The organism is Aquabacterium sp. (genome assembly GCF_044226965.1).
Lineage (GTDB): Bacteria > Pseudomonadota > Gammaproteobacteria > Burkholderiales > Burkholderiaceae_C > Pseudaquabacterium.
In genome coordinates, this window is sequence record NZ_JBGAGA010000033.1 from 1 (window position 1) to 13,721 (window position 13,721).

The 13,721-nt window shown below is 67.9% G+C and carries 12 protein-coding genes and 1 tRNA gene; 9 read left to right on the forward strand and 4 right to left on the reverse strand.

Features of this window, described 5'->3' with window-relative positions; translation table 11 throughout:
* From hfq to ACILR4_RS15815, 8 genes are all read left to right on the forward strand, one after another.
* A partial coding sequence (gene hfq / locus ACILR4_RS15780; protein ID WP_395701860.1) for an RNA chaperone Hfq occupies positions 1 to 173 on the forward strand: 173 nt, incomplete at its 5' end.
* A gap of 92 nt (positions 174 to 265) precedes the next feature.
* Positions 266 to 1,456, forward strand: a complete 1,191-nt coding sequence (hflX, locus tag ACILR4_RS15785) for a GTPase HflX (protein WP_395701807.1) — start codon at positions 266 to 268, stop codon at positions 1,454 to 1,456.
* An 89-nt stretch (positions 1,457 to 1,545) separates the two neighbouring features.
* The gene (gene hflK / locus ACILR4_RS15790) at positions 1,546 to 2,727 is read left to right on the forward strand and encodes an FtsH protease activity modulator HflK (protein ID WP_395701861.1); all 1,182 of its coding nucleotides are present in this window, start codon (positions 1,546 to 1,548) and stop codon (positions 2,725 to 2,727) included.
* A gap of 13 nt (positions 2,728 to 2,740) precedes the next feature.
* Positions 2,741 to 3,649 (forward strand): protease modulator HflC, encoded by a 909-nt coding sequence (gene hflC / locus ACILR4_RS15795; RefSeq protein WP_395701808.1) that lies wholly within the window; start codon positions 2,741 to 2,743, stop codon positions 3,647 to 3,649.
* Positions 3,650 to 3,667: 18 nt separating this feature from the next.
* Positions 3,668 to 3,853, forward strand: coding sequence for a DUF2065 domain-containing protein (locus tag ACILR4_RS15800; protein ID WP_395701809.1), 186 nt, complete (start codon positions 3,668 to 3,670; stop codon positions 3,851 to 3,853).
* Positions 3,854 to 3,941: 88 nt separating this feature from the next.
* Complete coding sequence (locus ACILR4_RS15805; RefSeq protein WP_395701810.1) at positions 3,942 to 5,105, forward strand: ATP phosphoribosyltransferase regulatory subunit; 1,164 nt, start codon at positions 3,942 to 3,944, stop codon at positions 5,103 to 5,105.
* A 53-nt stretch (positions 5,106 to 5,158) separates the two neighbouring features.
* On the forward strand, positions 5,159 to 6,499 hold the full coding sequence (locus tag ACILR4_RS15810) for an adenylosuccinate synthase (protein WP_395701811.1): 1,341 nt from the start codon (positions 5,159 to 5,161) through the stop codon (positions 6,497 to 6,499).
* 17 nt (positions 6,500 to 6,516) lie between these two features.
* A complete protein-coding gene (locus tag ACILR4_RS15815) occupies positions 6,517 to 7,038 on the forward strand; it encodes a phosphoribosyltransferase (RefSeq protein WP_395701812.1) in 522 nt (173 codons plus the stop codon).
* A 139-nt stretch (positions 7,039 to 7,177) separates the two neighbouring features.
* Here the strand turns inward: ACILR4_RS15815 and ACILR4_RS15820 are convergent.
* Positions 7,178 to 7,262, reverse strand: a tRNA-Leu gene (locus ACILR4_RS15820).
* Between the two features lie 75 nt (positions 7,263 to 7,337).
* On the opposite strand from ACILR4_RS15820, the gene rnr reads away from it, so the two are divergent.
* The gene (gene rnr, locus ACILR4_RS15825; protein WP_395701813.1) at positions 7,338 to 9,539 is read left to right on the forward strand and encodes a ribonuclease R; all 2,202 of its coding nucleotides are present in this window, start codon (positions 7,338 to 7,340) and stop codon (positions 9,537 to 9,539) included.
* 19 nt (positions 9,540 to 9,558) lie between these two features.
* Here rnr and ACILR4_RS15830 read toward each other — a convergent pair whose 3' ends face one another.
* From ACILR4_RS15830 to ACILR4_RS15840, 3 genes are read right to left on the reverse strand one after another with little or no spacing between them, the layout of a single operon-like run.
* Positions 9,559 to 11,064, reverse strand: a complete 1,506-nt coding sequence (locus ACILR4_RS15830; RefSeq protein WP_395701814.1) for an NAD(P)H-hydrate dehydratase — start codon at positions 11,062 to 11,064, stop codon at positions 9,559 to 9,561.
* Complete coding sequence (locus ACILR4_RS15835) at positions 11,061 to 12,356, reverse strand: D-amino acid dehydrogenase (RefSeq protein WP_395701815.1); 1,296 nt, start codon at positions 12,354 to 12,356, stop codon at positions 11,061 to 11,063. Before ACILR4_RS15835 ends, ACILR4_RS15830 begins: the two co-directional genes overlap by 4 nt.
* A 2-nt stretch (positions 12,357 to 12,358) precedes the next feature.
* Entirely contained in the window at positions 12,359 to 13,705 is a 1,347-nt protein-coding gene (locus tag ACILR4_RS15840; protein WP_395701862.1) for an amidase, read from the reverse strand.
* Positions 13,706 to 13,721 lie beyond the last annotated feature (16 nt).

Sequence of the window (13,721 nt, forward strand, 5' to 3'; positions counted from 1 at the left end):
CGATCTACCTCGTCAACGGCATCAAGCTGCAGGGGCACATCGAGTCTTTTGACCAGTACGTCGTTCTCCTGCGCAATACCGTGACGCAGATGGTCTACAAGCACGCCATTTCGACGGTCGTGCCGGGCCGCCCCGTCAATTTCCACGCCAACGACCAAGCCGATCCCGCTTGATCGCCTGACTCAGGCGCGAAGCCTCCTCATCCGCCTTGAACCTCGACTCGAGGGACGATGCAGCGCCGTCCGGCGACGGGCCGGCGCGTGCCGTGCTGGTCGGCGTTGATCTCGGCAGTGGCCACTCATTCGACCCAACGCTCGATGAGCTGGCCCTGCTGGCGGAATCGGCCGGAGACGACACGGTTGCGCGAGTGATCGCACGCCGCAAGGCGCCCGATCCAGCGCTGTTCATCGGTTCCGGCAAGGCCGACGAGATCAAGGAACTGGTGTTGGTCCATCGGGCCGACGGCGTGATCTTCGACCAGGCGCTGTCCCCGGCGCAACAGCGGAACCTGGAGCGCCATATCGGGGTGCCGGTGGCCGACCGCACGGCATTGATCCTGGAAATCTTCGCCCAGCGTGCCAAGAGCCACGAGGGCAAGCTCCAGGTCGAATTGGCGCGGCTGCAGTACCTGGCCACCCGGCTGGTGCGCCGCTGGTCCCACCTGGAGCGACAGCGCGGCGGCGTGGGCCATCGTGGCGGCCCGGGCGAGGCCCAGATCGAACTGGACCGCCGCATGATCGGCGAGCGCATCAAGTCGGTGAAGGCGCGGCTGGACAAGGTCAAGCGGCAGCGCGGCACGCAGCGTCGTGCGCGCGAGAAGAGCGGGACCTTCCGTGTCTCGCTGGTCGGCTACACCAATGCCGGCAAGTCGACGCTGTTCAATGCCCTGGTGAAGGCGCGTGCCTATGCCGCCGACCAGCTGTTTGCGACGCTGGACACCACCACGCGCTCGCTCTACCTCGAAGCGCTCGGCGGCAGCGTGTCGCTGTCGGACACCGTCGGCTTCATACGTGATCTGCCGCACAAGCTGGTCGAAGCGTTCCAGGCGACGCTGCAGGAGGCGGCCGACGCCGATCTGCTGCTGCATGTGGTCGACGCCGCCAGCCCGGGGCTGCAGGAGCAGCGTGACGAGGTCGAGCGGGTGCTGGCAGAGATCGGTGCGCAGGACATTCCCCAGGTGCTGGTCTACAACAAGCTGGACCGGCTGGATCCGCCGCCGCGTGCGCTGAGCGACTGGGCCGAGCGTTCGCCCGGCGTCTGGGTGCCGCGCGTGTTCGTCAGTGCCTTGCAGGGCCTGGGACTGGACGCATTGCGCGGCGTCATCGTGCAGGCCGCCTCACCCGAAGGCTTGATTCCTCCGCCGTTGTCTCCACGTAGCGTCGATCCGACGTCCGCTGAGCCGGTTGATTCACCTGCGCAGAACGGCAGCACCCGCGCGTTACCATCGCCGACCTGATGAGCATGCACCCCACCCGACACCCCGATGCCGCTGCAGCGGCGCCCCGCCGGCCCAGCGCCGCGCGCCGCGCCTGGCGCGGCCTCTGGATGAGCAACGGCCGCAACGATGGCCCGCCCGACCTCGACGAGCTGTGGCGCGACTTCAACCGCAAGCTCAGCGGCCTGTTCGGCGGCAAGGGTGGCGGCAACAAGGCGCCGGAGCCGCGAGAGGACGGGCCTTCGTTCCAGCCCGACATGCGAAACGCCGGTGTCGGCATGGGCTTGATCGGCTTCGTCGTCCTGGTGATCTGGGCCGGCAGCGGATTCTTCATCGTGCAAGAGGGCCAGCAGGCGATCGTGACGACCTTCGGCCGCTACAGCTCGACCCTGGATGCGGGCATCCAATGGCGGTTTCCGTATCCATTCCAGGCGCATGACACGGTGTCGGTGACGCAGCTGCGTTCGGTCGAGGTGGGGCGTGCGAACATTGCCCAGGCCACGGGCCTGCGCGACTCGTCGATGCTGACGCAGGACGAGAACATCATCGACATCCGCTTCACCGTGCAGTACCGGCTGAAGGATGCGAGGAGCTACCTATTCGAGAATCGCGATCCGGACAAGGCGGTGGAGCAGGCCAGCGAGTCGGCGGTACGCGAAATCGTCGGCCGAAGCAAGGTCGATTCAGTGCTGTACGAGCAGCGCGATGCGATCGCCGCTGACCTGGTGAAGTCGATCCAGGCTCAGCTTGACCGGCTGCGTGCGGGCATCCTGGTCGTCAACGTCAACGTGCAGAACGTGCAGGTGCCCGAGCAGGTCCAGGCAGCATTCAATGATGCGGTCAAGGCGGGGGCAGACCGCGACCGCCTGAAGAACGAAGGCCAGGCCTACGCCAGCGACGTGATCCCGAAGGCCCGCGGCACCGCGGCCCGGCTGCGTGAAGAGGCCGAGGGCTATCGCCAGAGCGTGATCGCGCAGGCCGAGGGCGATGCCCAGCGCTTCCGTGCCGTGCTGGCCGAGTACCAGAAGGCACCCGCGGTGACCCGCGACCGCATGTACATCGATGCCATGCAGCAGGTGTACTCGAACGTCACCAAGGTGATGGTTGACAGCCGCAGCGGCTCGAACCTGCTGTACCTGCCGCTGGACAAGCTTCTGCAGCAAGGGGCGCCAACGTCGCCGGTGGCCAGCTTGCCGGCAGCGCCGTCGCCGTCGGTCGACGGTGGCGGTAGCGCTGCTGCCGATTCCCGAGGGCGCGATTCCGGTCGCAGCCGCGACCGCGATGGCCGTTGAGGGAGCGCAGACCATGAACCGCATCGGACTCACCGTCGCTGGCCTGCTGATCCTGCTGATGCTGGCTTCCTCGACCCTGTTCATCGTCGACCAGCGCCAACTGGCGGTGGTGTACGCACTGGGCGAGATCAAGGAAGTCATCACCGAGCCGGGGCTGAAGTACAAGCTGCCGCCGCCGTTCCAGAACGTGGTGTTCCTCGACAAGCGCATCCAGACGCTGGACAGCCCCGAGACGCGGCCGATCTTCACGGCCGAGAAGAAGAGCCTGGTCATCGATTGGCTGGTGAAGTGGCGCATCGCCGAAGCGCGGCAGTTCATCCGCAACAATGGCTCGGACATCCGCAACCTCGAAAGCCGCCTGAGCCCGGTGATCCAGGCAGCATTCAATGAGGAAATCACCAAGCGCACCGTGCGAGGTGTCCTGTCCGCCGAGCGCGACAAGGTGATGCAGGACGTCCGCAACCGCCTGGCCGATGAATCGAAGGCCTTCGGCATCGAAATCGTCGACGTACGGATCAAGCGCGTGGACTTCGTCGCCGACATCACCGACGCGGTTTACCGCCGCATGCAGTCCGAGCGGCAGCAGGTTGCCAATGAACTGCGTTCGCAGGGCAGCGCCGAAGGCGAGAAGATCAAGGCGGATGCCGACAAGCAGCGCCAGGTGATCGTGGCCGAGGCCTACCGGGACGCGCAGAAGGTCAAGGGCGAGGGCGATGCCAAGGCCTCGATGCTGTACGCGGACGCCTTTGGTCGCGATCCTCAGTTCGCACAGTTCTACCGCAGCCTGGATGCCTACCGCGCGAGCTTCCGCAGCCGCAACGACGTGATGGTGGTCGACCCGTCGAGTGAGTTCTTCAAGGCCATGCGGAGCGGTGGTCCCGGCGCCGGCGCGGCGCCGGCGGCACCGGCGCCGCGTCGGTGATGCCCTGGCGGGCCATGCATGGGTGACTGGCTGCTCGGCGCGCTGGCGCTGATGCTGATCTTCGAGGGTCTGCTGCCTTTCCTGAGCCCGGGCACCTGGCGTCAGCTCTTCGAGCGCGCCACGCGCCTGACCGACGGCCAGATCCGCTTCTTCGGGCTTTCCTCAATGTTGGTCGGTCTGCTGCTGCTCGGGCTCTGGCATTGATCGGGGTCGCGTTCGTGGCGGGCACCGGTGCAATGGCCCGTTCGATGCGCGCCAGTACAATGCCTTTTTTAATCCCCCGGTGTCGTACATGTCGTCTGCTTGGCTGTTGCCCGAGCACGTTGCCGATGTCCTGCCTGCCGAGGCACGGCGCATTGAGGAACTGCGGCGCACACTGCTCGAGATGGCCCGCGGCTATGGCTTCGAGCAGGTCATGCCGCCGCTGCTGGAGCACCTCGATTCGCTGCTCAGCGGCACCGGGCGCGAGCTTGACCTGCGCACCTTCAAGCTTGTCGACCAGCTCAGCGGCCGCACGCTGGGCGTGCGGGCAGATGCCACGCCGCAGGTCGCTCGCATCGATGCACACCTGCTGAACCGCCAGGGCGTCACCCGACTGTGCTATTGCGGCCCGGTGCTGCACACGCGACCCGAGGCCGCGCATGCCACGCGTGAGCCGCTGCAACTGGGTGCCGAGATCTACGGCCACGCCGGCCTGGAGGCCGACCTGGAGGTGCAGGACCTCGCGCTGGACGGTCTGCGCGCCGCTGGCCTGACGCGGCTGGTGCTGGACCTGGCCGATGCGCGTATCGTGCGTGGGCTTTTGGCGGGCGCGTCGCTCGAGGCTGACGTGTGGACCGAGTTGCGCGCTGCTCTCGCCGCCAAGGACGGGACCGTGCTGCGTGGCCTGGCCCGGCGGCTGCCTGAGGCGGCGCGTGCCGGCCTGCTGGCGCTGCCGGGGCTGTACGGCGATGCCGAGGTGCTGCAGGCCGCGCGGCGCATGCTGCCCGCCCATCCCGCCATCGTCGCGGCGCTGGACGATTTGACCCGACTTGCCAGTCATGTGCAGCGCGCGCACGGCGACGTGCGCATCGGCTTCGACCTCGCCGATGTCGGCGGGCATGGCTACTACAGTGGCGCTCGCTTTGCGGTTTATGCGCCGGGTGCTACCACTGCGCTGCTGCGCGGCGGCCGCTACGACGAGGTGGGGGCGGTCTTCGGACGCAACCGCCCGGCGGTGGGCTTCAGCACCGACCTGAAGGCGCTGGTGGCGGTGGCTGCGCCGGCGCCGCGCCGCATGGCCGTGCGCGCGCCATGGAGCGAGGACGCCACCTTGCGTGCCGCGGTGCGCCGCCTTCGCGAGCAGGGCGAGATCGTTGTCTGCATCCTGCCTGGCCACGAACACGAGGGCGAGGAATTCGACTGCGACCGTGAACTCGCCGCGATCGACGGCCACTGGGTGCTGCGCGCACTCTGACGGCCGGTGTCTGCCGCCAACCGACTTCTCGTCATCAACCGGATTTTCGATTCATGCAACAAGGCACCTCCAGCATGCCCGGACGCAATGTCGTCGTCGTTGGAACCCAGTGGGGAGACGAAGGCAAGGGCAAGGTCGTGGACTGGCTTACCGACCACGCGAATGGCGTCGTGCGTTTCCAGGGCGGTCATAACGCCGGACATACGCTGGTCATCAAGGGCGTCAAGACGGCTTTGCAGTTGATCCCCTCGGGCATCATGCGTGAGGGTGTCCCGTGCTACATCGGCAACGGTGTGGTGGTGGACCCGATCCACCTGCTCGGCGAGATCGAGCGGCTGGAGGCCATCGGGGTCGAGGTTCGCTCGCGCCTGTTCATCAGTGAATCCTGCCCGCTGATCCTGCCTTTTCATGTCGAGGTCGACCGCGCGCGCGAGGCACTGCGCGAAACCAGTGGCGCTGGCAAGATCGGTACCACTGGCAAAGGCATCGGCCCGGCCTACGAAGACAAGGTTGCGCGCCGCGCCATGCGGGTGCAGGACCTGAAGCACCCCGACCGCTTTGCGCACAAGCTGCGCGAACTGCTGGAACTGCACAACTTCGCGCTGGGTGGCTATCTGCACAGCCAGCCGCTGGCGTTTCAGCCCATCTATGACCAGGCGATGCGCGCGGCCGAGCAGCTGAAACCGATGCTGGCCGACGTCGGCTACCGCATCTACACGGCCAATCGGCAGGGCGCGAACATCCTGTTCGAAGGTGCGCAGGGCACCCTGCTTGACATCGACCACGGCACCTACCCGTACGTCACATCGAGCAATTGCGTGGCGGGCAATGCCGCCGCGGGCGCCGGCGTCGGGCCGGACCTGCTGCATTACATCCTTGGCATCACCAAGGCCTACACCACGCGCGTGGGCAGTGGCCCCTTCCCGACCGAGCTGCCGATCGACCAGCCGGGCACCGTGGGCCACCATTTCTCCACGGTGGGCCAGGAACGTGGCGTGGTCACCGGCCGCATGCGGCGCTGTGGCTGGCTCGATGTCGCGGCGCTGAAGCGCTCGGTCATCATCAACGGCATCTCGGGGCTGTGCATCACCAAACTCGACGTGCTTGATGGCCTGCCCGAGATCAAGGCCTGCGTCGGCTATCGCCTCAACGGCCAGCCGGTCGACATCCTGCCGCTGGATGCGGACGACATTGAGGCCTGCGAGCCGGTGTTCGAAACCTTCCCGGGCTGGAACGAAAAGACCTTCGGCCTGACGCGCTGGGACCAACTGCCGGCCAATGCCCGTGCCTACCTGGACCGGGTGCAAGCCCTGATCGGCGCACCGATCGACATGGTGTCCACTGGTCCCGACCGCGAGCACACCATCCTGCTGCGCCACCCGTACAAGCCTTGAAGAGGAGACCCAAGCCCATGCTCACCGATGACGGCAAGCACCTCTATGTGTCCTGGGACGAGTACCACCTGCTGATCGAACGCCTGGCGCTCAAGGTGGCTGCCTCGGGCTGGGACTTCGACCAGATCCTGTGCCTGGCCCGCGGCGGCATGCGGCCGGGCGACGTGCTGTCGCGTGTATTCGACAAGCCGCTGGCCATCATGTCCACCAGTTCCTACCGTGCCGAGAGCGGCACGATCCAGGGCCGGCTCGACATGGCCAAGTACATCACGATGCCCAAGGGCGAACTTGCCGGCCGTGTTCTGCTGGTCGATGACCTGGCCGACTCGGGTGTCACGCTGAAGGCGGTGGTCGACCGCCTGCGCGGTATCCCGGCGATCAGCGAGCTGCGCTCTGCGGTGATCTGGGTGAAGGGCGTTTCGAACTACACGCCTGAGTACTACGTCGAGTTGCTGCCCACGAGCCCGTGGATTCACCAGCCGTTCGAGGAGTACGACAACCTGCGGCCCGATGGGCTGGCGAAGAAGTTTTCCGTTTGACGAAGACGAGTCCAGCCGAACTGCTGCTGCCGGTGCTTGGCGCAATGAATGCGCAGGGCTTTCGGCCATCGCAGAAACCCAGTTCGGCGGCCCAAATAGAAAAAGGCCGACATGCAATGCATGCCGGCCTTTATGATTTTGGTGCCCAGGAGAGGACTCGAACCTCCACGCCGCTAAGCGCTAGTACCTGAAACTAGTGCGTCTACCAATTCCGCCACCTGGGCAGGTACTGAAGCTAGGAGTCTAGCATAAAGACAAATCAAACCACAAGTGGCCAGCCGCCTCTGGGCGCTGCGCTGATGAGCGAAGTCGAAGGCACCGTGCTGGGCCATCGCGACGGACACGGTTTCGTGCGCCGCGACGACAACGAACCCGACATCTATCTTTCGCCCCAGGAGATGCGCGCGGTGCTGCACCGCGACCGGGTCCGCGTGCGCGTCGTGCGCTATGACCGCAAAGGCCGGCCCGAGGGGCGGGTGCTCGACATCGTCGAGCGCCGCAAGTCGCCGATCATCGGTCGCCTGCTGCACGAGAACGGCATCTGGCTCGTCGCGCCCGAGGATCGACGATATGGCCAGGACATCCTGATCCCGAAGAATGCCACCGCCAATGCGACGGTGGGACAGGTGGTCGCGATCGAGCTGACCGAGACACCGTCGATGTATTCCCAGCCGGTGGGCCGCGTCACGGAGGTGTTAGGCGAGATCGACGACCCCGGCATGGAGATCGAGATCGCGGTGCGCAAGTACGAGGTGCCGCACCGCTTCTCGCCGGAGACCCTGGCGCAGGCCGCGGCCTTGCCGGACCGCATCCGCCCCGCGGACAAGCGCCACCGCATCGACTTGACAGACGTGCCGCTGGTGACGATCGACGGCGAAGATGCGCGCGACTTCGACGATGCGGTCTACTGCGAGCCGCTCAAGCGCGGCCGTGGCAAGACGGGCTTCGAAGGCTGGCGCCTGGTGGTGGCCATCGCCGATGTCAGCCACTACGTGAAGCCCGGCGAGCCGCTGGACGAGGATGCCTACGGGCGCGCCACCTCGGTGTACTTCCCGCGTCGGGTGATCCCGATGCTGCCCGAGAAGCTGTCCAACGGCCTGTGTTCGCTGAACCCCGACGAAGAGCGGCTGTGCATGGTGTGCGACATGCTGGTCAGCAAGGGCGGGGAGATCGAGGCCTACCAGTTCTTCCCGGCGGTCATGCGCTCGCATGCGCGCCTCACGTACACCGAAGTTGCGGCTGTGCTCGCCAATACGCGGGGTTCCGAGGCCCAGCGCCGTGTCGACTTGGTGCCGCATCTGCTGAACCTGCACGAGGTCTACCGCGCATTGCTGAAGCACCGCGGCACGCGCGGCGCCGTGGATTTCGAATCGACGGAGACGCAGATCGTCTGCGACGACAACGGCCGCATCGAGAAGATCGTGCCGCGCACCCGAACCGAGGCGCATCGCCTGATCGAGGAGGCCATGCTGGCCGCCAACGTCTGTGCTGCCGAGTTCATTGCCGTGCACAAGCACCCGGTGCTGTATCGGGTGCACGAAGGGCCGACGCCGGAGAAGCGGCTGACGCTGCAGAACTACTTGCGCACGCTGGGTCTGGGCTTCAGCCTGAGCGACGAGCCCAAGCCCTCGGAACTGCAGGCCATCGCCCAGGCGACCAAGGACCGGGTCGATGCCATGCAGATCCACTCGATGCTGCTGCGCTCGATGCAGCAGGCCATCTACACGGCCACCAACAGTGGCCACTTCGGCCTGGCCTATGAGGCCTACGCCCACTTCACCAGTCCGATCCGACGTTATCCCGACCTGCTGGTGCATCGCGTGATCAAGGCCTTGCTGCATGGCAAGCGCTATCACTTGGCCAGTGCGGCCATCGAGGAGGACGTGCCGGTCAAGCCCGGTCGAAAAGGCGGCAAGGCGCCGGGCAAGCCGGCCATCAGCGCGCATGAGGGGGAGCTGTGGGAGGCCGCCGGTGCGCACTGCAGCGCGAACGAGCGGCGTGCGGACGAAGCCTCGCGCGATGTCGAGGCCTGGCTGAAGTGCCGCTTCATGCGCGACCATCTGGGCGAGGAGTACTCGGGCACTGTCAGTGCTGCCACGAGCTTCGGTGTCTTCGTCACGCTCGACGAGTTGTATGTCGAAGGCCTGGTCCACATCACCGAGCTCGGCGGCGAGTACTTCCGGTTTGACGAGGCGCGGCAGGAACTGCGAGGCGAGCGCACCGGCGTGCGCTATGCCGTCGGCTCCCGGGTGCGGGTGCAGGTCAGTCGTGTCGACCTGGATGGTCGCAAGATCGACTTTCGCATGGTGCGCGAAGGCGATACCGAGCAACTGCTGCAGCGTGGCCGCAAGCCGGTCCCGGCGACACAGGCGCTGAAAGAGGTGCAGGCCAAGGACCGGGCGGCGAAGTCGGCACGGGCCAAGGCCGTGGCCAAGCGCTCTGCTGTTGCCGGCAAGGCGACCCGCGCCGGCAAGACCGCCCGCGCCCACAAGGGCCGCTGAGGCGGCCGTCGGGCTGGCGCTAGCGCGCTGCCAGCGGGGGTGGAAGCGCCTGGGGCAGGCGTTCGATCAGGTCGGCGGCCAGCAGCGGCAGCCGCGGGTCGCCGACCTCCGCGGCGCGACCATGCAGCCACACGGACTGCTCGGCGATGGCTTGCGCAGCGCAGTCGCTGTGCTGAGCCCACAGCCCGCCGCTCCATCCCGCCAGCACGTCGCCACTGCCGGCGGTGCCGAGGCGCGCATTCCCTGTCGCGTTGACCACCGGCACCTGTTGCGGGCTGGCAATGACACTGCCAGAGCCCTTCAACACCACGGTGACCCGCAGCTGGTTTGCGAGGCGCCGAGCGCTCGCAAGCCGGTCCGCCTGGACTTCGGCGCTGCTGCAGTTCAGGAGCCGCGCGGCCTCCAGCGGGTGTGGCGTCAGCAGGGTGAACTGGCCGCGGTCGGCGCGGACGCTCACCATGTGTGTCAGCGCAGGGTCTGCCGCGATGCTGTTCAGCGCATCCGCGTCGAGCACCAGACGCCCTGCATGGTGCAGCACCGATGGCAGCACCTCACGCACCCGGTCGCCGCCGCCGCAACCGCAGACGACCGTGGCAGCGCGCAGCGATTCCATCGCCAGCGCTTCGGCCACGCTGCGCGGCATCAGTTCGGGTCGCAGCATGTCGACTGCATGGGCCTCACCCTCGTCCAGGCGCGCCAGGTAGACCCGGCCCGCGCCGGCCGATAGCGCAGCGCGCGCTGCCAGCAAGGCAGCGCCGCCCATACCAGGCCCGCCACCGATCACCAGCACGTCGCCAAAGCTGCCTTTGTGATGCGCGTGTCGTCGAGCGGGCAGAACCGGCGGGCCGCCGAGCCAGGCGTCCGGCGACACGCTGACTGGATCTGTGCCGAGGTCGTCGAACCAGATCCGGCCGGCGTGGTCGCGTCCCTGCGCCGTGAACAACCCCGGCTTCAGGCTCAACAGCGTCAGGGTGTGCGCAGCCCGCACCGCCTCAGCGCCCAGGGGCATGCCGCAGTCGGACGACAAGCCCGAGGGCAGGTCGATCGCCAGCACTGGCGACGGTTGCGCATTCAGCAGGGCGATCGCGGCGGTGATGGGCCCCTGGGGCGCGCGGCGGGCACCAAGGCCCAGCAGGGCGTCGATGGCCAGCTCGCTCTCGATGCGTTCCGGCAGGCCGCTTTCGATCTGAATGCCGGCCTGTTGCGCCTGATCGAGGGCCTGCCGTGCGTCATGAGGCAGGGCTGCAGCGTCACCCAGCAGACTCAACCGCACGGCCTTGCCGGCCTGCACCAGGTGGCGTGCGGCGACCAGTCCGTCGCCGCCGTTGTTCCCGGGTCCTGCGGCGACCCAGACGGTCCGTGCGTGCGGCGCGATGGCCAGTGCCAGGCGCGCGGCGGAAAAGCCCGCCGCGGCCATCAGGGCGAAGGGCTCGGTGCGGGCCAGGGCGTCCTGCTCCAGGCGCCGCGAGGCTGCCACGCCGAACAAGGGTCGGCGCTGCATCGGCGGCAGGACGTCTTCAATCACCGTGTGCGTCCCTGGCCCTGTAGCAGGCGCTCGTAGCCCAGGCCGTCGGGGTCGATCTCCGGCGTGCGGCGGGCGATCAGATCGGCCAGCACGCGCGCCGAACCACAACTCAGTGCCCAGCCGCTGGAGCCATGGCCGAGGTTCAACCAGATGCCTTCAGCCGGGCTGCGGCCCAGCACTGGAGGACCATCGGGCAACATGGGCCTCGCGCCTTTCCAGTGCTGGGCCTGCGCCAGCTGTGCGCAGCCCGGGAACCAGTCGTCCAGCACCTTGTAGAGCGTTTGCACGGCGGCTTCGTTGCTGCGGTCGAGCCGGCCGCCCAGTTCGGCGCTGCCGGCCACGCGAACGCGCTGGCCGAGCCGGCTGATGGCCACCTTGTGCGCTTCATCCATCACCGCCGACTTCGGGCCGAGGTGCGGAAACCCTTCCAGCACCCGCAGCGGCGCGGTGACGGAGTAGCCGTGCACCGGGGCCATCGGCAGGCGGCAGCCCAGGGGCTTCAACAGTTCGGCTGCACCGAGCGCGGCACACACGACGATGGCGTCGAACGCCAGCGTCTGCACGCCGTTGTCGCTGCCCCCGGCGCGGCAGCGAAGCGACGGCCGGGCGCCTGCCTGCAGGGCCAGGACCTGCTGATCGAAGCGGAATTCGACCTGCAGTCGCTGCGCTTCAGCCCTGAGCTGCTGGGCGAATTGTCGACAGTTGCCAACGCCGTCATGCGGCAGATGGATCGCAGCATGGAGCGGGGTGTGCGGATTCAGGCCGGGCTCGAGTGCACGGGCCCTCTGGCCATCGATCAGCTGGAACGTTGCACCCAGCTCGGCCAGCAGCTTGAGGCCGGGTCGCGCCAAGGTCAGCTCCTGCGGCGTGCGCAGCAGGACGGTGTAGCCGCTGGCCTGTTCGTAGTCGAGCCGCAGGTCATGCGTCAGGGTCTTCAGGCGTTGCTGGCTGTAGCGTGCCAGGCGATGCATGCGCGATCGGTTGGCCAGAAAGCTGCTCGAGCCGCAGGCGCGCCACCAGCGCCACATCCAGCGCAACTGGCCCGGGGCCATCGGGCGCGCCAGGCGCACCGGCGCATGGCGTGCGAGCAGTTGGCGGATCACCTTGCCAGGCATGCCGGGCGCGGCCCATGGCGTGACATAGCCGGGCGCGATGACGCCGGCATTTGCGAAGCTGGTTTCTTCGGCGACGCTGCCACGGCGCTCGAACACGGTGACTTCGTGGCCGTCGGCGGCCAGCTCGTACGCGGTCGTGACGCCGATGATGCCGGCGCCGATCACGGCCAGCTTCATGCCTAGGCTCCCGCTGACGCGTGCAGCGCGGCTTCGATCGCCAGCGAGGCGTCCAGCACCGCATCGTCGGCCAGCGCTGGCCCCCAGACCATCAGCCCGATCGGCAGCTGGTCCGGTGCCTGGCATGGCAGCGACAGCGCGCAGCCGTCGAGCATGTTGATCGCAGACGGATTGCGCAGCAGCAGGGCGTTGGTGCGGAAGAAGGCCTCGTCGCTGTCGAGCAGCGGCTGCAGGGCGGGCGCCTGCATCGGCACGGTGGGGGAGAGCATCGCGTCGAAGCCCCGCACCGCATGTTCGATGCGCGCGATCCAGTCGCGCCGGGCCTGCAGCAGATCGATGTAGTCGGCCGCACTGATCTGGGCGCCGCGGCGGATGCGCAGGGCGACGCGCGGGTCGTAGTCGGCTTCCCGCGCGGCCAGCCGCTGGCGATGCCAGGCCCAGCTCTCCGCGGCGGCAAAGCCGCCCTGGGCTTGAAGGTTGGCCAGCTCGGCCAGCGGCGCGAGCGGCAGCGACTCGATCCGGGCCCCCGCGCGGCTCAGTGTTGCGAGAGCTTGCTCGAAACGGGCGGCGACGGCCGGCGCCAGCCCGTCCAACATCACGGTGGCGGGCACGCCGAAGCGCATCGCAGCCAGGGGCCTCGCGCTCAGGGTCGGCTGGCGCGCCGCCAATACGCCGTGCAGCAGCACCGCGTCCTGCACATCCCGTGTGACGGCGCATGCCGTATCCAGCGTGCCCGACAGCGGTATGGAGCCGTCCAGCGGCGTCAGACGCTGCGTGTTCTTGAAGCCGACCAGGCCTTGCAGCGCAGCGGGAATGCGGATCGAGCCGCCGGTGTCCGAGCCCAGCGCGGCACGGCAGGCGCCTGCGGCCACCGCCACCGCGCCACCCGAGGTCGAGCCACCCGGGATCAGCGCTTCGCCGCTCGGCGCGCAGGGATTGCGCGGCGTGCCGTGGTGCGGATTGATGCCGACACCCGAGAACGCGAATTCACTCATGTTGGTGTGGCCCACCAGCACGGCGCCGGCGGCGCGCAGCCGCGCGACCGCGGTGCAGTCCCGCGCCGCGGGCCGTGCATCGGCCATCGCACGCGAGGCGGCGGTGGTCGGCTGCCCGGCCACGTCGAAGAGGTCCTTGATCGACACCGGCATGCCAGCCAAGGGGCCCAGGGGCAGGCCCGCGGCGCGGGCCGTGTCGATCATGCTGGCGGCGGCTTCGGCGCTGCGGTCGAAGCGGCGGATGAAGACGTTCCGGCAGGCCTCGCCATCGGCGGCCTGCAGCGCGGCACGCAATGCTTCGGCGGCGCTGGGGAAGCCGGCTGCTATACTCCTTGGGTTTACCTGGATGTCCATGTGAGGCTTTTGGCTT

Excerpts from the sequence above, each read along its gene's own strand:
- hflK (WP_395701861.1), top strand. The coding sequence starts at position 1,546 with ATGAGCAACGGCCGCAACGATGGCCCGCCCGACCTCGACGAGCTGTGG.
- hflC (WP_395701808.1), top strand. The coding sequence starts at position 2,741 with ATGAACCGCATCGGACTCACCGTCGCTGGCCTGCTGATCCTGCTGATG.
- ACILR4_RS15800 (WP_395701809.1), top strand. The coding sequence starts at position 3,668 with ATGGGTGACTGGCTGCTCGGCGCGCTGGCGCTGATGCTGATCTTCGAG.
- ACILR4_RS15805 (WP_395701810.1), top strand. The coding sequence starts at position 3,942 with ATGTCGTCTGCTTGGCTGTTGCCCGAGCACGTTGCCGATGTCCTGCCT.
- ACILR4_RS15810 (WP_395701811.1), top strand. The coding sequence starts at position 5,159 with ATGCAACAAGGCACCTCCAGCATGCCCGGACGCAATGTCGTCGTCGTT.
- ACILR4_RS15815 (WP_395701812.1), top strand. The coding sequence starts at position 6,517 with ATGCTCACCGATGACGGCAAGCACCTCTATGTGTCCTGGGACGAGTAC.
- rnr (WP_395701813.1), top strand. The coding sequence starts at position 7,338 with ATGAGCGAAGTCGAAGGCACCGTGCTGGGCCATCGCGACGGACACGGT.
- ACILR4_RS15835 (WP_395701815.1), bottom strand. The coding sequence starts at position 12,356 with ATGAAGCTGGCCGTGATCGGCGCCGGCATCATCGGCGTCACGACCGCG.
- ACILR4_RS15840 (WP_395701862.1), bottom strand. The coding sequence starts at position 13,705 with ATGGACATCCAGGTAAACCCAAGGAGTATAGCAGCCGGCTTCCCCAGC.